The sequence below is a fragment of the Sporichthyaceae bacterium genome (genome assembly GCA_036269075.1).
Lineage (GTDB): Bacteria > Actinomycetota > Actinomycetes > Sporichthyales > Sporichthyaceae > DASQPJ01.
Genome location: DATASX010000103.1, coordinates 24,587 through 47,378, shown reverse-complemented (window position 1 = coordinate 47,378; position 22,792 = coordinate 24,587). Strand labels below are relative to the sequence as shown.

19 protein-coding genes are annotated in these 22,792 nt (G+C 68.7%); 16 read left to right on the top strand and 3 right to left on the bottom strand.

The annotated features are described in order from the left end of the window. The first annotated feature begins 55 nt into the window (after positions 1-55). The 16 genes from VHU88_19215 (at position 56) to VHU88_19140 (ending at position 18,061) form a co-directional block, all read left to right on the top strand. Positions 56-1,333 (top strand): geranylgeranyl reductase family protein, encoded by a 1,278-nt coding sequence (locus tag VHU88_19215; GenBank protein ID HEX3613826.1) that lies wholly within the window; start codon positions 56-58, stop codon positions 1,331-1,333. Between the two features lie 75 nt (positions 1,334-1,408). Next, the gene (locus tag VHU88_19210) at positions 1,409-1,774 is read left to right on the top strand and encodes an NADH-quinone oxidoreductase subunit A (GenBank protein ID HEX3613825.1); all 366 of its coding nucleotides are present in this window, start codon (positions 1,409-1,411) and stop codon (positions 1,772-1,774) included. Between the two features lie 60 nt (positions 1,775-1,834). Beyond that, positions 1,835-2,389, top strand: coding sequence for an NADH-quinone oxidoreductase subunit B family protein (locus VHU88_19205; GenBank protein ID HEX3613824.1), 555 nt, complete (start codon positions 1,835-1,837; stop codon positions 2,387-2,389). After that, positions 2,386-3,177 (top strand): NADH-quinone oxidoreductase subunit C, encoded by a 792-nt coding sequence (locus VHU88_19200; GenBank protein ID HEX3613823.1) that lies wholly within the window; start codon positions 2,386-2,388, stop codon positions 3,175-3,177. Before VHU88_19205 ends, VHU88_19200 begins: the two co-directional genes overlap by 4 nt. After that, positions 3,177-4,526, top strand: a complete 1,350-nt coding sequence (nuoD, locus tag VHU88_19195) for an NADH dehydrogenase (quinone) subunit D (protein ID HEX3613822.1) — start codon at positions 3,177-3,179, stop codon at positions 4,524-4,526. The genes VHU88_19200 and nuoD overlap by 1 nt, the downstream gene beginning before the upstream one ends. 28 nt (positions 4,527-4,554) lie before the next feature. Next, entirely contained in the window at positions 4,555-5,217 is a 663-nt protein-coding gene (gene nuoE / locus VHU88_19190) for an NADH-quinone oxidoreductase subunit NuoE (GenBank protein HEX3613821.1), read from the top strand. Further along, on the top strand, positions 5,217-6,527 hold the full coding sequence (gene nuoF / locus VHU88_19185; protein HEX3613820.1) for an NADH-quinone oxidoreductase subunit NuoF: 1,311 nt from the start codon (positions 5,217-5,219) through the stop codon (positions 6,525-6,527). The genes nuoE and nuoF overlap by 1 nt, the downstream gene beginning before the upstream one ends. Then, positions 6,524-8,944, top strand: a complete 2,421-nt coding sequence (locus VHU88_19180) for an NADH-quinone oxidoreductase subunit G (GenBank protein ID HEX3613819.1) — start codon at positions 6,524-6,526, stop codon at positions 8,942-8,944. Before nuoF ends, VHU88_19180 begins: the two co-directional genes overlap by 4 nt. After that, positions 8,941-10,299, top strand: a complete 1,359-nt coding sequence (gene nuoH, locus VHU88_19175) for an NADH-quinone oxidoreductase subunit NuoH (GenBank protein ID HEX3613818.1) — start codon at positions 8,941-8,943, stop codon at positions 10,297-10,299. The genes VHU88_19180 and nuoH overlap by 4 nt, the downstream gene beginning before the upstream one ends. Next, positions 10,292-10,861, top strand: coding sequence for an NADH-quinone oxidoreductase subunit NuoI (gene nuoI / locus VHU88_19170; protein ID HEX3613817.1), 570 nt, complete (start codon positions 10,292-10,294; stop codon positions 10,859-10,861). The genes nuoH and nuoI overlap by 8 nt, the downstream gene beginning before the upstream one ends. Further along, positions 10,858-11,661, top strand: a complete 804-nt coding sequence (locus VHU88_19165; protein ID HEX3613816.1) for an NADH-quinone oxidoreductase subunit J — start codon at positions 10,858-10,860, stop codon at positions 11,659-11,661. Before nuoI ends, VHU88_19165 begins: the two co-directional genes overlap by 4 nt. Beyond that, positions 11,658-11,957 carry an NADH-quinone oxidoreductase subunit NuoK gene (nuoK, locus tag VHU88_19160; protein HEX3613815.1) on the top strand — a complete coding sequence of 100 codons (300 nt, stop codon included), beginning with the start codon at positions 11,658-11,660 and terminating at the stop codon, positions 11,955-11,957. Before VHU88_19165 ends, nuoK begins: the two co-directional genes overlap by 4 nt. Before the next feature lie 25 nt (positions 11,958-11,982). Then, the gene (nuoL, locus tag VHU88_19155) at positions 11,983-13,899 is read left to right on the top strand and encodes an NADH-quinone oxidoreductase subunit L (protein HEX3613814.1); all 1,917 of its coding nucleotides are present in this window, start codon (positions 11,983-11,985) and stop codon (positions 13,897-13,899) included. 11 nt (positions 13,900-13,910) lie between these two features. Next, on the top strand, positions 13,911-15,473 hold the full coding sequence (locus VHU88_19150; GenBank protein ID HEX3613813.1) for an NADH-quinone oxidoreductase subunit M: 1,563 nt from the start codon (positions 13,911-13,913) through the stop codon (positions 15,471-15,473). Further along, positions 15,470-17,038, top strand: coding sequence for an NADH-quinone oxidoreductase subunit NuoN (gene nuoN / locus VHU88_19145; protein ID HEX3613812.1), 1,569 nt, complete (start codon positions 15,470-15,472; stop codon positions 17,036-17,038). The genes VHU88_19150 and nuoN overlap by 4 nt, the downstream gene beginning before the upstream one ends. 18 nt (positions 17,039-17,056) lie before the next feature. Further along, a complete protein-coding gene (locus VHU88_19140; GenBank protein ID HEX3613811.1) occupies positions 17,057-18,061 on the top strand; it encodes a polyprenyl synthetase family protein in 1,005 nt (334 codons plus the stop codon). Between the two features lie 15 nt (positions 18,062-18,076). Here the strand turns inward: VHU88_19140 and VHU88_19135 are convergent, their stop codons facing one another. Genes VHU88_19135 through VHU88_19125 form a run of 3 tightly spaced genes read right to left on the bottom strand, consistent with a single transcriptional unit; the run spans position 18,077 to position 22,558 of the window. Next, on the bottom strand, positions 18,077-19,243 hold the full coding sequence (locus VHU88_19135; protein ID HEX3613810.1) for a PatB family C-S lyase: 1,167 nt from the start codon (positions 19,241-19,243) through the stop codon (positions 18,077-18,079). Between the two features lie 9 nt (positions 19,244-19,252). Then, the gene (locus VHU88_19130; GenBank protein HEX3613809.1) at positions 19,253-20,935 is read right to left on the bottom strand and encodes an alpha/beta hydrolase; all 1,683 of its coding nucleotides are present in this window, start codon (positions 20,933-20,935) and stop codon (positions 19,253-19,255) included. A gap of 6 nt (positions 20,936-20,941) precedes the next feature. Beyond that, on the bottom strand, positions 20,942-22,558 hold the full coding sequence (locus tag VHU88_19125; GenBank protein HEX3613808.1) for an alpha/beta hydrolase: 1,617 nt from the start codon (positions 22,556-22,558) through the stop codon (positions 20,942-20,944). Between the last annotated feature and the right edge of the window lie 234 nt (positions 22,559-22,792).

The window sequence follows — 22,792 nt, the reverse complement described above, 5'->3', positions numbered from 1 at the left end:
TGAAGCGATTCACAAGGGAACCCGCCCCTGTCCCCCGGGCGAAAGCAGGTAGGCCGTGGTCGACTCAGCGACAGTCGAGCGGGCCGACGTCATCGTCGTCGGTGCCGGTCCCGCAGGGTCGACGGCGGCGTTCCATCTGGCCCGCGCCGGCCTGGACGTGGCGCTGCTGGAGAAGGCTGCGTTCCCCCGCGAGAAGGTCTGCGGCGACGGCCTGACCCCCCGGGCGGTCAAGCAGCTGATCGCGATGGGTGTGCCGACCGACGTCGAGGACGGCTGGATCCGGAACCAGGGCCTGCGGATCATCGGCGGCGGTACCCGGCTCGAGCTGCGTTGGCCGGACCTGGCCGCGTTCCCGGACTACGGCCTGGTGCGGCCCCGGCAGGACTTCGACGAGGTGCTGGCCCGCCACGCCCAGAAGGCCGGGGCCCGGCTGTACGAGCAGACCAACGTCAGCGCGCCGGTGCTCGACGAACGCACCAACCGGGTGATCGGGGTCAAGGCACGGCGCGAGGGCGGTGTAGTGGAGTACCACGCCCCGCTGACCTTGGCCTGCGACGGCAACTCCACCCGCTTGTCGCTGGCCCTGGGGTTGCACAAACGTGAGGACCGCCCGATGGGGGTGGCCGTCCGTACCTATTACGTCAGCCCGCGGCACGACGACGACTGGCTGGAGTCCTGGCTGGAGCTGTGGGACCGCACCGGCTCCACCCCTCGACTGCTGCCCGGCTACGGCTGGGTATTCGGCGTCGGGGACGGAACCTGCAATGTCGGCCTCGGGATTCTGAATACCTCGTCCGCCTTCGGCAAGACCGACTACCGAGCGATGTTGCGCACCTGGATGGACTCCACTCCCGAGGAGTGGGGTTTCCGGGAGGCGAACCGGCGCGGGGAGATCCAGGGCGCGGCGTTGCCGATGGGCTTCAACCGCACTCCCCACTACACCCGTGGGGTGCTGCTGGTGGGCGATGCCGGTGGAATGGTCAACCCGTTCAACGGCGAGGGCATCGCCTACGCGATGGAGTCGGCGGCGCTGGCGGCCGAGGTTGTCGCCCAGGCACTCGCGGCGAGCAGCGAGACCGCTCGTGAGCGGGTCCTGCACGGATACCCCCGCGCGCTGCAGGATGCGTACGGCGGCTACTACACGTTGGGTCGAATCTTCGTGAAAGCGATCGGCAATCCGAACGTAATGAAGATCGCCACCCGGCACGGACTGCCGCACCCGACGCTGATGCGGTTCACGTTGAAACTCCTGGCGAATCTCACGGATCCGAGCGGTGGCGACGCGATGGACAGAGTCATCAACGGGCTGCAGAAGATAGCGCCGGCCGCCTGACCCGGCGCCGGACAAAACGGACCCGACCCATAGCATGAGGCGCCCCGAGGGCAGCGAGACGAGAGGAGAGTCGCGGTGAACGGAAACGTCTACATCCCGATCGCGGTGCTCGCCGCACTCGCATTCGGCTTCGCCGCTTTCTCGGTCCTGGCGGGTCGACTGACCGGCCCGCGGCGCTACAACCGGGCCAAGCTCGACGCGTACGAATGCGGCATCGAGCCGACCCCGCAGCCGGTCGGCGGCGGCCGTTTCCCGGTCAAGTACTTCCTGACCGCGATGCTGTTCATCATCTTCGACGTCGAGATCATCTTCCTCTACCCGTGGGCCGTCACCTTCGACTCGTTCGGCATCTCGATCCTGATCGAGATGGTGCTGTTCATGGTCACCGTGTTCGTGCCGTTCGTGTACGTGTGGCGCCGGGGCGGTCTGGAGTGGGACTGACACTGCCCGAAGTGACGGAGCGTCATAATCCGTCCGTGACCCACGCGACGAAGGACTGACATGGGGATCGAGGAGAAACTCCCCAGCGGGTTCATGCTCAGCACGGTCGAGGGACTGGCCGGCTACATGCGCAAGAACTCGTTGTGGCCGGCGACGTTCGGACTGGCCTGCTGCGCCATCGAGATGATGGCCACCGGAACCGGACGCTACGACATCGCCCGCTTCGGGATGGAGGCCTTCCGGGCCTCGCCGCGCCAGGCCGACCTGATGATCGTGGCCGGCCGGGTGAGCCAGAAGATGGCCCCGGTCGTGCGCCAGATCTACGACCAGATGGCCAACCCGAAGTGGGTCCTGGCGATGGGCGTCTGCGCGTCCTCCGGCGGGATGTTCAACAACTACGCGGTCGTCCAGGGCGTCGACCACATCGTGCCGGTCGACATCTACCTGCCCGGCTGTCCGCCGCGTCCGGAGATGCTGCTGGACGCGATCCTCAAGCTGCACGACCAGATCCAGGCCACCAAGCTGGGCGCCCACGGTGTCAAGGCCCGTCGCGCCGCGGAGGAAGCTGCGCTGCTCGCGCAGCCGACCTCGGACATGAAAGGTCTGCTGCGGTGACTGACGCGGACAAGACCCACACGCACCAGCAGGTCACCACGCCCGGTGCGGCGGCTGGGGTGTCGAACGCGGTGGAACAGCCTGCGGCCAACCAACCGGAGAACCTGCCCACCCCGCCCGGCGCCGGGGGCACGACCGTCGACGTCCGGCACGGCATGTTCGGCGTCCGCGGCTCCGGGGACACCTCGGGCTACTCCGGGCTGGTCCGCAACGTCACGTTCCCGGCACCGACCGAGGCGCCCTACGGCGGCTGGTTCGACGGCGTCGCCGACGACCTGCGGCGCGCCCTGATCCCGACCGGCCTCGGCTGGAACGACGCGATCGAGGCCGTGGTCGTCGACCGCGGCGAGATCACCTTCCACGTCCGCCGCGAGCGGCTGGTCGAGGTTGCGCGGTCGCTGCGCGACGACCCGCAGCTGCGCTTCGAGTTGTGCTCCGGGGTCTCCGGCGTGCACTACCCGCACGAGACCGGCCGCGAGTTGCACGCCGTCTACCACCTGCTCTCGATCACGCACAACCGACGGATCCGGCTCGAGGTCTCGGCCCCGGACGCCGACCCGCACATCCCGTCGGTGTACTCGGTCTACCCGACCAACGACTGGCACGAGCGGGAGACCTACGACTTCTTCGGGATCGTCTTCGACGGCCACCCGGCGCTGACCCGCATCGAGATGCCCGACGACTGGCCGGGTCACCCGCAGCGCAAGGACTACCCCCTGGGCGGCATCCCCGTCGAGTACAAGGGCGCGACAATTCCGCCGCCCGACGAGCGGAGGTCGTACAACTGATGACCGAGTACTACCAGGAGTCGGCGACCGCCGACCCGTACGGTGCCACAGCTGACGCAGCATCAGGCAAGGTCTTCAACCTCTCCGGCGGTGACTGGGACCGGGTCGTGGCCGACCTCGGAGATGCTCCCGAGGAGCGCATCGTCGTCAACATGGGCCCGCAGCACCCGTCCACGCACGGCGTGCTCCGGCTCATCCTCGAGCTCGAGGGCGAGACGGTCACCGAGGCCCGCTGCGGCATCGGCTACCTGCACACCGGCATCGAGAAGAACTGCGAGTACCGCTCGTTCACGCAGGCGGTCACGTTCCTGACCCGGGCCGACTACCTCGCCTCGTTCTACTCCGAGACCGCCTACTGCCTGGCGGTCGAGAAGCTGCTCGGTATCACCGACGAGATCCCCGAGCGCGCCACGGTCAGCCGCGTCCTGCTGATGGAGCTCAACCGGGTGTCCTCCCACCTGGTCGCGCTGGCCACCGGCGCGATGGAGCTCGGCGCAGTCACGCCGATGATGTTCGGATTCCGTGAGCGCGAGCAGATCCTCGACATCTTCGAGGAGATCAGCGGCGCCCGGATGAACAACGCGTTCATCCGGCCCGGTGGCCTGGCGAACGACATCCCGGACTCGGCGATCGAGAAGATCAAGGACTTCATCAAGATCTGGCCCGGCCGCTCCGCCGACATCGTGAAGCTGCTCAACGGCCAGCCGATCTGGCAGGGCCGCACGGTCGGCGTCGGGTACCTCGACCTGACCGGTTGCATGGCGCTAGGTATCACCGGGCCGATCCTGCGGGCCACCGGCCTGCCCCACGACCTGCGCAAGTCCCAGCCCTACTGCGGCTACGAGAACTACGACTTCGACGTCATCACCGAGACCGGCTGCGACGCCTGGGGTCGCTACCTCATCCGGGTCAACGAGATGAACGAGTCGATGAAGATCGTGCAGCAGTGCCTGGACCGGCTCGAGCCGGGCCCGGTCATGGTTGCCGACAAGAAGATCGCCTGGCCCGCGCAGCTGTCGGTCGGCGGCGACGGCATAGGCAACTCGCTGGAGCACATCAAGAAGATCATGGGCGAGTCGATGGAGGCCCTGATCCACCACTTCAAGCTGGTGACCGAGGGATTCCGGGTCCCGGCCGGCCAGGTTTACGTGCCGGTGGAGCACCCTCGCGGCGAACTCGGTTGCCACCTCGTCTCCGACGGCGGGACCCGGCCCTACCGGGTGCACTTCCGCGATCCGTCGTTCACCAACCTCCAGGCGGTTGCCGCGATGAGCGAGGGCAGCCTGGTCGCCGACGTGATCGCCGCGGTCGCCTCGATCGACCCGGTCATGGGAGGCGTCGACCGATGAGCGGGCGAGGAACGAGTGAGGTCGACCGATGAGTGTTCTGGACGAGAACGTCCGCTACGACATGCGGAAGATCGTCGCCCGCTACCCGCAGTCGCGCTCGGCCCTGCTGCCGATGTTGCACCTGTGCCAGTCGATCGAGGGTTACGTCAGCCCCGAGGGCGTCGCGATCTGCGCCGAGGAACTCGGGATCACGGTCGCCGAGGTCGGCGCGGTCGCGACCTTCTACACGATGTACAAGCGTCGCCCGATCGGCGACTACCACGTCGGGGTCTGCACGAACACGCTCTGCGCGGTGCTGGGCGGCGACACGATCTTCGCCGAGCTCAAGGCGCACCTCGGCGTCGGCAACGACGAGACCACCCCGGACGGCAAGGTCACCCTCGAGCACATCGAGTGCAACGCCGCCTGCGACTACGCGCCGGTGATGACGGTCAACTGGGAGTTCTTCGACAACCAGACGCCGTCCTCGGCCAAGGAACTCGTCGACGGCCTCCGCGCGGGCAACCCGCCCGCGCCGACCCGCGGCGCCGGTCCGGTGTGCACGTGGAAGGAAGCCTCCCGAGTGCTCGCCGGGTTCTACGACGGCCGCGCCGACGAGGGGCCCGCGGCGGGTCCGGAGTCGTTGCTGGGGCTGAGGTACGCGAAGCAGCGGGGCGAGGCCGCGCCGGCCATGCCGGACGGGAGGATCTGATGCTGACTCCCGTTCTGTCGGCGCACTGGGACGAGCCGGGTTCCTGGAAGATCGACAACTACGAGAGCCACGGCGGCTACCGCGCCGCGCGCAGCGCGTTGAACCAGAACCCCGACGACCTGATCTCGCTGGTCAAGGACTCCGGGCTGCGTGGTCGTGGTGGCGCCGGCTTCCCGACCGGGATGAAGTGGAGCTTCATCCCGCAAGGGCCCGAAAAAGACGGCACTGTGAAGCCTCATTACTTAGTTGTCAACGCCGACGAGTCCGAGCCGGGCACGTGCAAGGACATCCCGTTGATGATGGCCAACCCGCACGTGCTGGTGGAGGGCGTGATCATCGCGGCCTACGCGATCCGCGCCAGCCACGCCTTCATCTACGTGCGCGGCGAGGTCCTGCACGTCATCCGCCGGATGCAGCAGGCGGTTGCGGAGGCCTACGCGCGCGGTTACGCCGGGCACAACATCTTCGGCACCAACTACGACCTCGAGATCGTGGTCCACGCGGGCGCCGGCGCCTACATCTGCGGCGAGGAGACAGCGTTGCTGGACTCCTTGGAGGGTCGGCGCGGTCAGCCCCGATTGCGGCCGCCGTTCCCGGCCGTGGCCGGCCTCTACGGCTGCCCGACGGTCATCAACAACGTCGAGTCGATCGCCTCGGTCCCCTCGATCGTGGCCGGCGGCGCCGAGTGGTTCTCCTCGATGGGCACGGAGAAGTCCAAGGGCTACACGCTCTACTCGCTGTCCGGGCACGTCGCCAACCCCGGTCAGTTCGAGGGCCCCCTCGGGTTGACGCTGCGTCAGTTGCTCGACCTGTCCGGCGGCATGCGCCCGGGCCACCAGCTGAAGTTCTGGACGCCGGGGGGCTCGTCGACCCCGATCCTCACCGACGCGCACCTGGACGTTCCGCTGGACTACGAGAGTGTCGGCGCGGCCGGTTCGATGCTGGGCACCAAGGCGCTGCAGTGCTTCGACGAGACCACCTGCGTGGTCCGTGCCGTGCTGCGGTGGACCGAGTTCTACGCCCACGAGTCCTGCGGCAAGTGCACCCCGTGCCGCGAGGGCACCTACTGGTTGGTCCAACTGCTGCGCAGGCTGGAGAAGGGCCAGGGCGAGCCGCACGAGATCGACACCTTGCTCGACCTGTCCGACAACATCCTGGGCCGCTCGTTCTGCGCGCTGGGCGACGGCGCGACGAGCCCGATCACCTCGTCGGTGGAGTACTTCCGCGAGGAGTATCTGGCCCATCTCACGCAGGGCGGCTGCCCGTTCGACCCGAAGGCCTCCGATCTGTTCGCTGGAGCACTCGTATGACGGCAGTAGAGCCACGGCAGGCGACCGACTTGGTCAACCTGACAATCGACGGGATCCCGGTGGCGGTGCCGAAGGGCACGCTGATCATCCGGGCCGCCGAGGAGGTCGGCGTCCAGATCCCCCGGTTCTGCGATCACCCTCTGCTGGACCCGGTCGGCGCCTGCCGCCAGTGCCTGGTCGAGGTCGAGGGCCAGCGCAAACCGTTCGCGTCGTGCACCTCGGCGGTCGCCGAGGGCATGGTCGTGAAGACGCAGAACTCCTCGCCGGTGGCCGACAAGGCCCAGCAGGGCGTGATGGAACTGCTGCTGATCAACCATCCGCTGGACTGCCCGGTCTGCGACAAGGGCGGCGAGTGCCCGCTGCAGAACCAGGCACTGTCCAACGGTCGCGCGGACTCGCGGTTCGAGGAGAAGAAGCGCACCTTCGACAAGCCGGTCGCGATCTCCGCGCAGGTGCTGCTGGACCGCGAGCGCTGCGTGCTGTGCGCCCGCTGCACCCGGTTCTCCCAGCAGATTGCGGGCGACCCGTTCATCGAGATGTTCGAACGCGGCGCGCTGCAGCAGGTCGCGATCTACGAGAGCCAGCCGTTCGAGTCCTACTTCTCCGGCAACACGATCCAGATCTGTCCGGTCGGCGCACTCACCTCGGCCGCCTACCGATTCCGCTCGCGGCCGTTCGACCTGATCTCCAGCCCGAGCGTCTGCGAGCACTGCTCCGGCGGGTGTTCGCTGCGCACCGACCACCGCCGCGGCAAGGTCATGCGGCGACTGGCCGGGGAGGACCACGAGGTCAACGAGGAGTGGAACTGCGACAAGGGGCGGTTCGCGTTCGCCTACGCGACCCGCGCCGACGTCATCACCACCCCGCTGATCCGCGACGAGTCCGGCAACCTGGTCTCGGCGTCCTGGCCCGAGGCCCTGGCCGTGGTGGCCGAGAAGCTCGAGGCCGAACGCGGCCGGGTCGGTGTGCTGGTCGGCGGGCGCACCACGCTCGAGGACAGCTACGCCTACGCGAAGTTCGCCCGGGTCGCGCTGGACACCAACGACATCGACTTCCGCGCGCGGCCGCACTCGGACGAGGAGCTGGAGTTCCTCTCCGCGCATGTGGTCAGCCGCGGCATCTTCGCCGGCACCCCGGGCACCGTGACCCACCAGGGGCTCGAGTCCGCAGCCGCGGTCCTGCTCGTCGGCCTGGAGGCCGAGGAGGAGGCCGCGGGTGTGTTCCTGCGGCTGCGCAAGGCTTTCCTCAAGCGGCGGCAGCCGGTCTGGTCGCTGGCGCCGTTCGTCACCGATGGGCTGCACAAGTGCGGCGGCACGCTGTTGCCGACCGTGCCCGGCGACGAGGCAGTGGTCCTGGACCGCATCGCCAACGGCGAGTGGGGTGTCGTCGAGGAGCTGCGCAAGCCGGGCGCGATCATCGCGGTCGGCGAGCGGCTGGCCTCGATCCCCGGTGCGTTGTCGGCGGTCTCCCGGCTGGTCCAGGCCACCGGTGCGGCCATCGCCTGGATCCCGCGGCGTGCCGGTGAGCGCGGCGCGTTGGAAGCCGGCGCGGCCCCGAACCTGCTGCCCGGTGGTCGTCCGGTGAGCGACCCGTCGGCCCGCAAGGAGATCAGCGACGCCTGGCACCTGCCCGACCTGCCGGCGGTTCCCGGCCGCGACACCTCGGCGATCCTCGCCGCCGCGGCCCGGGGCGAGCTCAAGGCGCTCGTGGTCGGCGGGATCGACACCGACGACCTGCCGGACCCGGCGGCCGCGCTGCGCGCGCTGGACGCAGCCGAGTTCGTCGTCAGCCTCGAACTGCGGGCCAGCGAGGTCACCGAGCGCGCCGACGTGGTGTTCCCGATCCCGCACGTGGCGCAGAAGGAAGGCACGTTCCTGAACTGGGAGGGCCGGCTGCGGCCCTTCGGTCGTGCGATGGCCGAGGCCCCGTTGATGACCGACCTGCGCGTGCTGCAGGCGATCGCCGACGAGATGGGCCGCTCGCTGGGCCTGCGCGGCGCGGACTCGGCCATTGCCGAACTGCACGCGCTCGGACTCTGGGACGGCCTGCACGCGGCGGCACCCGCCGTGCGCCCGGGGCCGGCGGCACGCCCCGGTCCCGGCGAGGCGGTACTGGCCACCTGGCGGATGCTGCTCGACCTGGGACGTATGCAGGACGGCGAGCCGCACCTGGCCCGTACCGCCCGCAAGCCGGTCGCCCGCGTCTCCGCGGCCACTGCCGACGAGATCGGCGTGACCGACCGCTCGCTGCTCGTCGTGGCCACCGATCGCGGAACCGTCCGGCTCCCGGTCGTGATCACCGAGATGCCCGACCGCGTCGTCTGGCTGCCGAGCAAGTCTCCGGGCAGTGCAGTGCTCCGCGACCTGGCCGCCGTGGCCGGCGACGTGGTGCAGATCTCCTCCGGAGGTGTTGCGTGATCGCGGCTGACCTGACGGTCCGTCAGCTGACGTTGTTGCCGACCGACCACGGCGGTGCGGATGGTTCGCACCTCGCGAAGTTCGGCCACGACGTGTGGTGGATCATGCTCATCAAGGTGGTCGCGGTCTTCGCGTTCCTCATGGTGATCACCCTGTTCAACATCGTGTTCGAGCGCCGCGCGGTGTCCTGGATGAACATGCGCGTCGGCCCGAACCGGGTCGGCTGGCAGGGATCGCTGCAGTCGCTGGCCGACGGCATCAAGCTGATGTTGAAGGAAGACATCGTCCCGAAGGCGGCCGACAAGGTCGTGTTCGTGGCGGCGCCGATAATCTCCGCGACCGGTGCTTTTCTTGCCTTCTCGGTGATCCCGCTGGGGCCCGAGGTCACCATGTTCGGCCACCGAACCGTGCTGCAGCTGACCGACTCACCGGTAGCGGTGCTGTTCGTGCTGGCCGCGGCGTCGTCCGCGATCTACGGGATCGTGCTCGCCGGTTGGTCGTCCGGCTCGACCTACCCGTTGCTCGGCGGCCTGCGCTCGACGGCCCAGATGATCTCCTACGAGCTCGCGATGTCGATGTCGTTCGTCGCGGTGTTCCTGTACTCCGGCTCGATGTCGACCTCGGAGATCGTCGCCGCGCAGAAGAACCTCTGGTTCGGCATCGCGCTGCTGCCCTCCTTCCTCGTCTACGTGATCTCGATGGTCGGGGAGACCAACCGTCCGCCGTTCGACCTTCCCGAGGCCGAGGGCGAGTTGGTCGGTGGCTTCCACACCGAGTACTCCTCGATCAAGTTCGCGCTGTTCTTCCTCGGCGAGTACATCTCGTTGACCACGGTCTCGGCGCTGGCGATCACGATGTTCCTGGGTGGCTGGATGGCGCCGTGGCCGCTGGGCGGCCCGATCTGGGCCGGGGCGAACACCGGCTACTGGCCGTTGCTGTGGTTCCTCGGCAAGCTGCTGTGCCTGGTCTTCTTCTTCATCTGGCTGCGCGGGACGCTGCCCCGGCTTCGTTACGACCAGTTCATGCACTTCGGCTGGAAGGTGCTGATCCCGGCATCGATCGGCTGGATCCTGCTGGTCGCCACCATCCAGGGCGTGCGCAACGAGGGCTACCAGGTCCGCAACGTGGTCTTCGTGGCCGCCGGCGTGATCGTGGTGGCGCTGGTCCTCACCTGGCTGTGGGAACTGACTCGCCGTCAGCCTGCGCTGCCGGAGGTGGAAACGGCGTTCGACCCGTTCGCGGGCGGTTACCCGGTGCCACCACTGCCCGGCCAGGTCGCGGCGCGCATCTCGTACGGCTCCACGCTGCTCGAAGGCACCGCGCTGACGCTCACCTCGGAGGCAGACGATGCCTAGGACCACCGATGCGCTGATGGGCTTCTGGGTCACTTTCTCGACCATGTTCAAGAAGCCCAACACCGAGTACTACCCGGAAGAGGTGAAGGGCAAGGAGGGCGGCCCGCCGATCGCGGAGCGCTTCCACGGCCGCCACCAGCTCAACCGACACCCGGACGGGTTGGAGAAGTGCATCGGCTGCGAGCTGTGCGCGTGGGCCTGCCCGGCTGACGCCATCTACGTCGAGGGCGCGAACAACGAGGACGCCGACAACGAGCGCTTCTCCCCGGGGGAGCGGTACGGCCGCGTGTACCAGATCAACTATCTGCGCTGCATCTTCTGCGGGTTGTGCATCGAGGCCTGCCCGACCCGGGCGTTGACGATGACCCACGAGTTCGAGCTGGCCGACAACAACCGGGCTGCGTTGATCTACACCAAGGAGGAGCTGCTGGCTCCGCTGATGCCCGGCATGGTTGAGGCTCCACACCCGATGTACCCGGGGATGAACGAGACCGACTACTACCTCGGCAAGGTCACCGAGGCCGACCCGATTCTGCTTCGTGGCACGGAGGAGGGTCGATGAGTCACACCCCGATCGGTGAGGCGGTCCTGTTCTGGATCCTCGCCCCGATCTCGGTCCTCGCGGCCCTGGGCATGGTCGGCGTCAAGAAGGCCGTGCACTCGGCGCTGCTGCTGGCGACGGTCATGCTCTGCCTGGCGATGTTCTTCGCAGTGCAGTCCGCGCCGTTCCTGGCTGTCGTGCAGGTGGTCGTCTACACCGGTGCGATCATGATGCTGTTCCTGTTCGTGCTCATGGTCGTCGGCGTCGACTCCGCCGACTCGCTGGTGGAGACCCTGCGCGGACAGCGGTTCGCGGCGGTGGCGGCCGGGGTCGGCTTCGGGATCCTGGTGCTGGCCGGCTTCGGGAACGCCGCGGTCAAGGGCTTCACCGGGCTCGGCGCGGCGAACGCGGGCGGGAACGTGCAGGGCATCGCGGCGCTGCTGTTCACCCGCTACGTCTTCGCGTTCGAGATGACCGGCGGTCTGCTGATCACCGCCGCGCTCGGCGCGATGGTGCTCACCCACCGGGAACGGATCGGCAAGCGGCGCACCCAGCAGGAGCTGTCGATCCTGCGCTTCAAGGCCGGAGGCATCGTCACCCCGATGCCGCCGCCCGGTGTCTACGCCCGGCACAACGCCGTCGACACCCCGGCGCTGCTACCGGACGGAACGCCGTCGGAGCTGTCGATCTCGGCCACGCTGCGGGCGCGCGGCAATATCCGGACCATCGAGTCCGCGGAGCTGGGCCTGCGTACCTCGCCGACGGAGATCCAGCCGGCGCCGGCTGCCGCGGGCAAGGGCGCGAACGGAGCCGACGCGTGAACCCCGCGAACTACCTGTACCTGTCAGCGCTGTTGTTCACCATCGGCGCGGCCGGGGTCCTGATCCGCCGCAACGCGATCATCGTGTTCATGTGCGTCGAGCTCATGCTCAACGCCACCAACCTCGCGTTCGTGACCTTCTCCCGGAAGTACGGGAACCTCGACGGCCAGATCATCGCGTTCTTCGTGATGGTCGTCGCCGCGGCGGAGGTCGTCGTCGGTCTGGCGATCATCGTCACGATCTTCCGGACCAGACGCTCGGCATCCATCGACGACGCCAACCTGCTCAAGTACTGAGGGCCCGCCAATGATGTCTGTTTCGATGGTGTCGGCGAGTGCCCAGCAGGGCCGACAGTCCGTGATCGAGGCGTCCGGGATCTTCTCGGCCACCTGGTTGATGATCGCGATCCCGTTGTTCAGCGCCGCGATCCTGCTGTGCTGCGGCAAGCGCACCGACAAGTGGGGTCACCTGCTCGGTTGCGCCGCCGTCATCGCCCCGTGCCTGATCGCGATCGGTGAGTTCCTCAAGATGCGCGACCGGGAGACCCACTCGCGCCTGATCCAGCAGCACCTCTACGACTGGCTGTCCACCGGCAAGATGCATGTGGAGGTCGGCTTCCAGGTCGACCAGTTGTCGATCTGCTTCGTCCTGCTGATCACCTTCGTGGGCTCGCTGATCCACATCTACTCCGTCGGGTACATGGCCCACGACCCGCGGCGCCGGCGGTTCTTCGGCTACCTGAACCTGTTCGTCGCGGCGATGCTGCTGCTGGTCCTGGCGAACTCGTACCTGCTGCTGTTCGTCGGCTGGGAGGGCGTGGGCCTGGCCTCGTACCTGCTCATCGGCTTCTGGCAGCACGTGCCGGAGTACGCGACCGCCGCCACGAAGGCGTTCATCATGAACCGGGTCGGTGACATCGGCCTGCTCGTGGCGATGTTCCTGATGTTCGACAACTACGGGTCGTTCGGCTTCACCGAGGTGTTCGGCCAGGTGTCGAACTCCGGCAAGGGCGTACTGGCCGCGCTCGGCCTGATGCTGTTGCTCGGCGCGGTCGGCAAATCGGCGCAGTTCCCGTTGCAGGCCTGGCTGCTGGACGCCATGGCCGGTCCCACCCCGGTGTCCGCGCTGATCCACGCGGCGACGATGGTCACCGCCGGCGTCTACCTCATCGTCCGCTCGGCGCCGATCTACAACTTGTCCTACGACGCCCGGTTGGTCGTCGCGATAGTCGGCGCGATCACGCTGCTGCTCGGCGCGCTGATCGGCACCGCGAAGGACGACATCAAGAAGGCGCTGGCCGCCTCGACGATGAGTCAGATCGGCTACATGATCCTGGCCGCGGGACTCGGCCCGGCCGGCTACGCCTTCGCGATCTTCCACCTGCTGACCCACGGCTTCTTCAAGGCCGGGCTGTTCCTCTCGGCCGGGTCGGTCATGCACGGCATGCACGACAACACCGACATGCGCCGCTACGGCGCACTGTCGAAGTACATGCCGATCACCTACGCCTGTTTCGGCATGGGTTATCTGGCGATCATCGGCGTCCCGCCGTTCGCGGGGTTCTGGTCCAAGGACAAGATCGTCGAGGCGGCGTTCAACCAGAACGTCGTCCTCGGCCTGTGCGCGCTGCTCGGCGCGGGCATCACGGCGTTCTACATGAGCCGGGTCATGTTCATGACGTTCTTCGGCCAGAAGCGCTGGGACGAGGACGTGCACCCGCACGAGTCGCCGTTGGTGATGACCGCCCCGATCACGGTCCTGGCCGCGGGAGCCGGCCTCGGCGGCGTGCTGCTGATCAACAACGGCATCGTGAAGTGGCTCGAGCCGGTGGTCGGGCACGAGGAGAAGAAGGAATTCATGCCGGTCGGCGTGAGCCTCGCGGTCACCCTCGCCGCCGTCGCCGTCGGTCTGGCCATCGCGTTCGTGATGTACCTGCAGCGGCCGGTGGCCCGCACGGCCCCGGCCGGTGGTCTGGTCGTTTCCGCGGTCCGCCGCGACATGTACCAGGACGCGATCAACGAGGTCCTGTTCATGCGCCCCGGTCAGTGGACCACGCGGTTCCTGGTGTGGGCCGAGAACCGCGGCCTCGACGGCATCGTCAACGGGCTCGCGGCGGTGCTCGGCGGCTCGGCCGGCCGGGTCCGCAGGCTGCAGGCCGGCTTCGTCCGCTCCTACGCGCTCACGATGTTCGGCGGCGCGGCCGCTCTCATAATCGCTGTTCTTCTGGTCAGGCTGTAGGGAGACCCGACGTGTCCGACTTCCCCATCCTGACCGTCACCGCGGCGCTGCCGTTGGTCGGCGCGATCGCGGCCGCGGTCACCCCGCGCCGCGATCGGGAGACCGCCAAGCGCATCGGTCTGGCGACCTCGCTGGTCACGCTGGCGTTCGCGATCCGCGCGGCGGTGATGTTCCACGAGAACGGCCCGCGCTACCAACTGATCGAGAACCACCAGTGGATCCGACAGTTCGGCGTGAGCTACGCACTCGGCGTCGACGGCATCGGCATGGTCATGGTGCTGCTCACCGCGGCGCTGATGCCGATCGTGCTGCTCGGCGCCTGGTCCGAACTCGACAGCGGTGAGAATGCCCAGCCCGAACGTGGCGGCGGCTCGACCGGCACGTTCGTCGCGATGCTCCTGGTCCTGGAGTCGATGGCGATCCTGCAGTTCGCCGCGCTGGACGTGTTCCTGTTCTACGTCCTGTTCGAGGCGATGCTGATCCCGATGTACTTCCTGATCGGGCGCTACGGCGGCCCGCAACGGCAGTACGCCGCGGTGAAGTTCCTGCTCTACAACCTGCTCGGCGGCCTGCTGATGCTGGTGGGCGTCATCTGGATCTACTTCGCCGGCCCCGGTGGCGACCAGGCCTACCTGTTGCCGAACCTGGTCGGCTTCCACTTCGGGGTCCACACCGCTCGATGGATGTTCCTGGCGCTGTTCGTCGCCTTCGCGATCAAGGCTCCGCTGTGGCCGTTCCACACCTGGCTGCCGGACGCCGCGGCCGAGGCGACGCCCAGCAACGCGGTACTGCTGTCCGGAATCCTCGACAAGGTCGGGGTGTTCGGGATGCTGCACCTGTGCCTGCCGCTGTTCCCGGAGGCCTCGCGCTGGTTCGCGCCGACGATCGTGGTGCTCTCGGTCATCAGCATCATCTACGGCGCGCTGCTGGCGATCGGCCAGGCCGACATGAAGCGGCTGATCGCCTACATGTCGGTGTCGCACTTCGGCTTCATCGTGCTGGGCATCTTCGTGATGACCTCGCAGGGCCACTCCGGCGCGACGCTGTACATGGTCAACCACGCGTTCGCGACCGCGGGCATCTTCTTCGCTGCCTCGTTCATGATGTCCCGTCGCGGTTCCCGGCTGATCTCGGCCTACGGTGGCGTGCAGAAGGTTGCCCCGGTGCTGGCCGGTTCGCTGATGTTCGCCGGCCTGGCCAACCTGTCGCTGCCGGGGATGTCGACGTTCATCAGCGAGTTCCTGGTGCTGGTCGGGACGTTCACCCAGTACAAGGTGGCAGGCCTGGTCGCCGTCGCCGGTGTTCTGCTCGCCGCGCTCTACGTGTTGATCTACTACCAACGCACGATGACCGGAGAGCTCACCCCGGAGACCGAGAACACCCCCGATCTGACGCTGCGTGAGATCCTGGTCGTCGCGCCGGTGATGGCCGTGATCATCGCCCTGGGCTTCTTCCCGAAGCCGCTGCTGGACTACATCAACCCCAGCGTCGAGGCGACCTTGAGCACATTGCAGAAGACCGATCCCACGCCGGTGCATCCGGCCGCCGCTGCTGCCGCAGGAGTGTCCCGTTGAGAACCTTGGCGGCGGTCTTCGCCCAGAATCCCGGCATCCGGATCCCGGCGCCGCACATCGAGTACTACGAGATCTCGCCGATCCTCGTGGTGTTCGGGGTCGCGACCGTGGGTGTGCTCGTCGAGGCGTTCGTCCCGCGGACCAGCCGACTGCTCATGCAGACAGTGCTCTCCCTCGGCGGTCTGCTCGCCGCGTTCGTGCTCGTCTGCATGCTGCACGACCGGACGATGACTGCGGCCGAGGGTGCGCTGGCCATCGACGGCATGACGTTGTTCCTGCAGGGCTCGATCCTGCTGCTCGGCGTCATGGCGGTCCTGCTGCTGGCCGAGCGCAAGCTCGAGCCCGGTGGCGCGTTCGCCACCCAGGCCGCCACCGTGCCCGGCTCGTCGGCCGAACGCACGGCTGACGCGACCGGCTGGACGCAGACCGAGATCTTCCCGCTGACGCTGTTCGCGATCGGCGGCATGCTGGTGTTCCCGGCGGCCAACGACCTGCTGCTGATGTTCGTCGCGCTGGAGGTCCTGTCGCTGCCGCTGTACGTGATGTGCGGCCTGGCCCGGCGGCGGCGCCTGCTGTCGCAGGAAGCCTCGATGAAGTACTTCCTGCTGGGCGCGTTCTCCTCGGCATTCTTCCTCTACGGCATCGCGATGCTCTACGGCTACGCGGGCAGCGTCGACCTGTCGAAGATCGCCGCGGCTGTCTCCGGCTCGTCGAACAATGACGCGCTGCTGCTGATCGGGATGGCGCTGGTCGGTGTCGGCCTGCTGTTCAAGGTCGGCGCGGTCCCGTTCCACGCCTGGACCCCGGACGTCTACCAGGGCGCCCCGACGCCGGTCACCGCGTTCATGGCCGCGGCCACCAAGGTCGCCGCGTTCGGCGCGCTGATCCGGGTCTACTACGTGGGCCTCGGCGGCGAGAAGTGGGACTGGCACCCGATGATCTGGGCCGTCGCGATCGCGACGATGCTGTTCGGGTCGCTGGTCGCGATCGTGCAGACCGACGTCAAGCGCATGCTGGCGTACTCGTCGATCGCCCACGCCGGGTTCATCCTGGTGGGCGTCGCGGCGACGAACCAGAGGGGCCTGTCGGCCACGATGTTCTACCTGGTCACGTACGGCTTCTCGACGCTGGCGGCCTTCGCGATCGTCTCACTCGTCCGCGACGGCGGGCAGGAGGCCACCCACCTGTCGCAGTGGGCCGGCCTGGGTCGGCGCTCGCCGGTGGTGGCCGGGGCGTTCGCGCTGCTGCTGCTCGCCTTCGCCGGGATCCCGCTCACCTCCGGGTTCGCCGGCAAGTTCGCGGTGTTCTCCGCGGCCATTTCGGCCGGGGCCACCCCGTTGGTCGTCGTCGGCGTCATCTCGAGCGCGATCGCGGCCTTCTTCTACGCCCGGGTGATCGTCCTCATGTTCTTCTCGGCGCCCGTGGCCGACGGGCCGCGCGTGGTCGTCCCCAGCGCCTTGACCACCATTTCGGTGGCCCTGGGCGTTGCGGTTACCGTTGTCCTTGGTCTCGCCCCGCAACCGGTGCTCGACCTGGCCAACAACGCCGCTTACCTGGTTCGCTGATCGCCCTGGGGGGCACTCATGAGCAGTCTGGGCTTCGACCCCGGGCCGGGCCTGCTCGATTCCCGGTTGACCGAGGAACTGCGGGCCGGTCTCGACGCCGTCGAGGTCCTGCTGCGCGACTCGTTGAAGTCGGAGTACCCGTTCGTCACCGAGACCTCGCGGCACCTGGTCGATGCCGGCGGAAAGCGCTTCCGACCGATGCTGGTGCTGCTGGCCGCGCAGTTCGGCCCGAACCCGCAGGCCGCCGGGGTGATCCCGGCGGCGGTGGTCTGCGAGATGACGCACCTCGGGACGCTGTACCACGACGACGTTATGGACGAGGCGACGATGCGCCGCGGCGCCGTCAGCGCCAACTCGCGGTGGGGCAACACGATCGCGATCCTCACCGGCGACTTCCTGTTCGCCCGCGCCTCGGACCTGCTGGCCGACCTCGGCCCGGAGTGCGTCCGCATCCAGGCCCGGACGTTCGAGCGACTGTGCACCGGCCAGATCAAGGAGACGGTCGGACCGGGTGAGCAGGACGACCCGCTGGCGCACTACCTGTCCGTGGTTGCCGACAAGACCGGCTCGCTGATCGCCACCTGCGCCCGCTTCGGCGGGATGCTCTCCGGCGCCGACGAGCAGGTGGTCGAGCAGCTCAGCCGCTTCGGTGAGCGCATCGGCATCGCCTTCCAGCTCTCCGACGACCTGTTGGATGTCGCCAGCACCTCCGAGGAGTCCGGCAAGACGCCGGGCACCGACCTGCGCGAAGGCGTCCCGACCCTGCCGGTGCTGCACGCGCTGGAGTCCAAGGACCCGGCCGACCAGCGGTTGCACGAGCTGCTGCGCGGCGACCTCGACGACGACACGAGGCACCCCGAGGCCCTGGAGCTGCTGCGCGCCCACCCGGCCATGGAGTCGGCCCGCGCCGACGTCCGCGCCGCGGCCGACGACGCCCGCCGAGTCCTGGTCGCCCTGCCTGACATGCCCGCCCGCGCCCTGCTCGAGTTCCTCTGCGACGTCGTCGTCGACCGCAGCAACTGAGCCGCGGCCGGGGCGTCAGTTCGGGAGGCTTGCGGCCATCCGCGCCACGGCCTCGGAGACCAGGGCCCGGGACGTCCCGAAGTTCAGGCGGACGAAGCCGGCGCCAGTGCGCCCGAAGCCGGCCCCGTCGTTGACCGCGACCCTCCCTCGGGTCAGGAAGACGTCGTGCGGCGACGGCTCCAGGCCCAGCGCCCGGCAGTCCAGCCAGGCCAGGTAGGTGCCCTCCGGGGGGAACCAGGACACCGCCGGCAGATGTGCGGCGAGTTCGGCGCCGAGATGGTCGCGGGTGAGCACCAGGTGCTCGAGCAGATCGTCGAGCCACCCGTCGCCGTCGTTGAATGCCGCGACCGAGGTCTCGATGCCGAGGATTCCCGCGGCACCGCGGTGCCGGTAGGACTGGCCGCGCAGCCACGCGTCGTCGGCGGAGTTTCCCGCCACCGCGACCGCGGCGTGCAACCCGGCCAGGTTCCAGGCCTTGGTCGCCGAGTGCAGGCTCAACGTGCGAGCCTCGATCTGCGGCCCGAGCGAGGCGAACGGGATGTGCCGGGCCGGGGGCAGCACCAGCGGGGCGTGGATCTCGTCGGCGACCACTCGCACGTCGTGACGCTCCGTCAGTTCCGCCAGGGCACGCAGTTCCGACTCGGTGTAGACCCGGCCGACGGGGTTGTGCGGGTTGCACAGCAGCAGCAGCCGGTTGCCCGCCGCGAAGGCCGCGTCGAGGCCGTCGAGGTCGAGCTCCCAGCGGGCGGTGCCCCGCAGCATGGGCACCTCGACCAGGCGTCGGTCGCGGCTCCGCACCGCGTCGAGGAACGGGTAGTACACCGGCGAGGTCACCACCACGCCGTCGCCCGGCGCGGTGAAGCCCTCGATCCACAGCTCGACCCCGCGCATCACGTCGCGCAGCATCAGCACCCGGTCGGGGTCGAGGACCCAACCCCAGCGCCGGGCGGCGAACCCGCTGAAGGCGGCTGCCAACTCCGGGACCACCAGGTCGACGGCGTACCCGAAGTCGCCGCCGCGGGCCAACGAGTCGTGCACTGCCGCGGCGACGGCGGGCGCGGCCGGGAAGTCCATCTCGGCGACCCAGGCGGGCAGCACATCCGGCGGGTAGGCCCGCCATTTCATGCTGCGGCGTTTCCGCAGTTCCTCGAGGTCGAGTCGGTCGAACGCGGAATCACCCACACCTCGACGTTATCCGGCCCCGCCCTTGCCGGTCGGGACCAGGCCGAGCAGTGGGTCGGCCGGCGACGGGTCCTGCGGCGGGGTCGAGTTCGGCGGCAGCTCGGTCGAGGGCCCGCTGGGCGCCGGCGTGGACGGCGTGACCGGGGTCGCCGACTTCGGCTCGTAGCTGCCGAAGCCCGGTGTCGGCTCGGCGACCCGGTTGCAGACCACGTCCGGGCCGTCGCCGCTCTTGCGGGCCGGCAGTTCGCCGTTGGCCAGGTACTTGGCGACCCGGTCCTCGATGCAGGGGTTGCCGCCCAGGGAGTTGGCGTGGCTGGTCGCGTCCTTCTCGGCCACCAGCCGGGAGGACGGGAACAGCTTGCGCACGTCGAGCGCGTCCGCGAACGGGGTGGCCCCGTCGAGGGTCGCGTTGATCAGCAGCATCGGCGGAGCCTTGGCACCGTCGACCTTGATCGGGGTACCTGCCTTGGCCGGCCAGAAAAGGCAGGCGGTGTTGTACCAGACGTTCGCCCAGGTCTCGAACGGCGCTTCCGTGGCGGTCTTGAAACCGTCGGGGCGCCAGACCTTGTCGTAGGAGGACGGCCAGGCAGTGTCGGTGCACTGGACCGCGTTGTAGACCGCGAAGCCGTTGTCGTCCGGGTCCTGCGCGGACTGGTAGGCGACCTGCGCCTCGCTCATGTCGTGGCGGTTCACCCAGGAGGCGAAGGCCCCGGCGGCGTCCGGCCAGAGGAACTCCGCGTACATGGTGTGGGAGAACGTGTCGACCCACTCACTCGGCCCGATCCCGCTGACCGGCTTGCCCGCCAACTGCTTGAGCACCGCGTAGTACTTCCCGCGGACCGCGGCCTCGGTGCTGCCCAGGTAGTAGGTGTTGTTGTGCGCGGCGACCCAGCTGAAGAACTTCCGCGAGACGCCCTCGAACGCCTTGTCCTGGGACAACTGCGCGTCGTACCAGACGCCCTTCGGGTCGACGTTGCCGTCGAGCACCATGCGGTCGACGTGGGTGGGGAACAGCGTCGCGTAGACCTGGCCGAGGTAGGTGCCGTAGGAGAAGCCGTAGTAGCTGATCTTCTTCTCGCCGAGTGCCGAGCGGATCGCGTCCATGTCGCGGACCGTGTCCTCGGTCTTCATGTGGGACAGCAGGTCGCCGTACTTCTGTCCGCACTCACCGGCGTACTTCTTCGACAGCGCCAGCCAGGCGTCCTCGTCGTGGCTGAGCGTCGAGCCGTGCGACTCCGGGGTGTAGTCCGGGCGCGGGCCCTTCTCGTAGTTCGGGTCGCAGGAGATGGCCGGCTTGCTCTGCCCGACCCCCCGCGGGTCGAAGCCGATCCAGTCGTAGCCCTTACCGGCGCCGTTGGAGATCGTGTCGCGCAGTGACGACAGCGCCAGACCGGAGCCGCCCGGGCCACCGGGATTGGCCAGGATGACGCCGCGCCGCTTGGCGGTCGCCTTCTCCCGCGACACCGCGATCTGGATCTGCTTACCCGCCGGGTTGCTCCAATCCATCGGGACGGACAGGAAGCCGCACTGCGAGTCGGCCCCCGCCGGGCCGCCGGTTGTGCAGGGCCCCCAGTCGATCTTCGACGTCGATGCGGTGTCGGTGACGCTCGCGTGCGCCCCGGGAGCCACCGCGGCGAAACTCGCCGCCGCGAGGACAAGTGCTCCGGCCGTGGATGCCGCCAGCGTTCTCAAGATCTGTTACCTCCGGTCGGCGGGACTGTGCGGTTCAGGTTGCGGCGGACGAGGGGCGCTGCGGTCCGGCGACGGTTGCGGCTGTGGCCATGGTCGCCGCGCGCATTCGACGTCGGCCCGGTCCCCGGATTGGCGCGGTGGCAACTGGCCGGTCGCGAGGTAGGCGGAGATGCGGTCGTCGACGCAGGAATTGCCCTGCAACGAACCGGCGTGGGTGGTGCCGTCGACCTCGGCGACCAACGCCGACGTCGGGAACTCCTTGCGGACCGCCAGCGCGCCGGCGAACGGGGTCGCCCCGTCGTGGGTGGCGTTGATCAGCAGGATCGGCGTGGCCAGCAGGGCCAGTTTGTGCCCGTCGATGTGTAACGGCGTGGCCGCGGACACCGGCCACCAGGTGCACGGCGCGGAGAACCAGAACCCGCCCCACGCTGCCAGCGGGGCCTTCGCGGCGATCGCGTAGCCGTCGGAGCGGACCTTCTCGTAGTCGGTCGGGAACGGGCCGTCGGTGCAGTAGGTGGCGTTGAAGGCCGCGAACGAGTTGTCGTTCCCGGGATGGTCGGCGCCCTGGTACTGCGACCGGATCGTCGCGGTCTTCCCGGCGACCCAGTCGGCCCACGCGGCCGCGATTCCGGGCCAGCGCGATTCGGCGTACCCGGCGACCAGGAACACGTCGTCGAACTCGGCCGGGCCGATCCCGTCGACGGGCTTGGCGGTCAGGGAGTTCTCCAACTCGGCGTAGGCCGCGGTCACCTCGTCCGCGGTCGAGCCGAGGTGGTAGACGGAGTCGTTGTCGGCGATCCAGCCGAAGAACTTGGAGATCACGTACTGGAACGCGGTCATCTGCGCCATGCCGCCGTCGCCGTAGCCGGGGTAGGTCGGCGGCACGTTGCCGTCGAGGACCATCCGGCCGAGGTGCTCGGGGAACATCGTGGCGTAGCCCTGGCCGAGGAACGTGCCGTAGGAGAAGCCGTAGTAGTTCAACCGCGCCTCACCCAGCGCGTCGCGGATCGCGTCCATGTCGCGGATGGTGTCGGTCGAGTGCATGTGGGCCAGCAGCGCGCCGTTGTGGGTCGTGCAGTCCTTCGTGTACTTCTCGGTGCGCTCGATCCAGGCCTTCTCGTTCGGCGCCTGCGAGTTCCGATCGGCTGGCTTGTAGGCCGGCCGCGGCCCCTTCAGGTAATCGGCCTCGCAGGTCAGCGCGGGTCGGCTGGACCCGACGCCGCGCGGGTCGAAGCCGATCCAGTCGTAGGTGCGGCCCACGTCGTTCGGGACCGCTCCGGGCAGGTACGCGGGCATGTCCAACCCGGAGGCGCCAGGGCCACCTGGGTCGACGAGCATCACGCCCTGGCGGTCGTGGGTCGCTTTCACCCGGGACAGCGCCAGCTGGATCTTCTGGCCGCTCGGGTCGGTCCAGTCCAGCGGCACGGTCAGGAACGTGCACTCGGCCCCGACCTGGACCAGCGCCAGGTCCTGGCACGGGGCCCACACCAGGTCGGAATTGCGGCCGAGCAAGGGATTCACCGCAGCTCCGGCGGCGGCCGTGCCCCCGATCGCCGTCAGGCACGCCAGACCGAGCGCCACGGCCCCCACGGCCGCCGCGGTTCGGCTTCCGGCACGTCTCATCGGTCCCCAACCCCCGGCTGAACCCGACGGTTTCGTCGGCGCGTGCAGCTGCACGGTTCATTCAGCGTATAGGCGGAGTTGGCAAGTACGTCCCGATACGACCGAGTTGTGGACAGCCATCCGGCTGTGGATTACCTGGACCTGGTCCGCACTTGCCGCAGTGGCCCGAACGCGAGGAGGAGGCAGGAAATCCTGCCTCCTCCTCGGGTTCACCGCACCCCACCGTCCGCGTGC

What these genes read in the sequence shown, in the direction of transcription:
- VHU88_19205 (HEX3613824.1), top strand. Translation starts at nt 1,835, where the DNA reads ATGGGGATCGAGGAGAAACTCCCCAGCGGGTTCATGCTCAGCACGGTC.
- nuoD (HEX3613822.1), top strand. Translation starts at nt 3,177, where the DNA reads ATGACCGAGTACTACCAGGAGTCGGCGACCGCCGACCCGTACGGTGCC.
- nuoE (HEX3613821.1), top strand. Translation starts at nt 4,555, where the DNA reads ATGAGTGTTCTGGACGAGAACGTCCGCTACGACATGCGGAAGATCGTC.
- nuoF (HEX3613820.1), top strand. Translation starts at nt 5,217, where the DNA reads ATGCTGACTCCCGTTCTGTCGGCGCACTGGGACGAGCCGGGTTCCTGG.
- VHU88_19180 (HEX3613819.1), top strand. Translation starts at nt 6,524, where the DNA reads ATGACGGCAGTAGAGCCACGGCAGGCGACCGACTTGGTCAACCTGACA.
- nuoI (HEX3613817.1), top strand. Translation starts at nt 10,292, where the DNA reads ATGCCTAGGACCACCGATGCGCTGATGGGCTTCTGGGTCACTTTCTCG.
- VHU88_19165 (HEX3613816.1), top strand. Translation starts at nt 10,858, where the DNA reads ATGAGTCACACCCCGATCGGTGAGGCGGTCCTGTTCTGGATCCTCGCC.
- nuoL (HEX3613814.1), top strand. Translation starts at nt 11,983, where the DNA reads ATGGTGTCGGCGAGTGCCCAGCAGGGCCGACAGTCCGTGATCGAGGCG.
- VHU88_19140 (HEX3613811.1), top strand. Translation starts at nt 17,057, where the DNA reads ATGAGCAGTCTGGGCTTCGACCCCGGGCCGGGCCTGCTCGATTCCCGG.
- VHU88_19125 (HEX3613808.1), bottom strand. Translation starts at nt 22,558, where the DNA reads ATGAGACGTGCCGGAAGCCGAACCGCGGCGGCCGTGGGGGCCGTGGCG.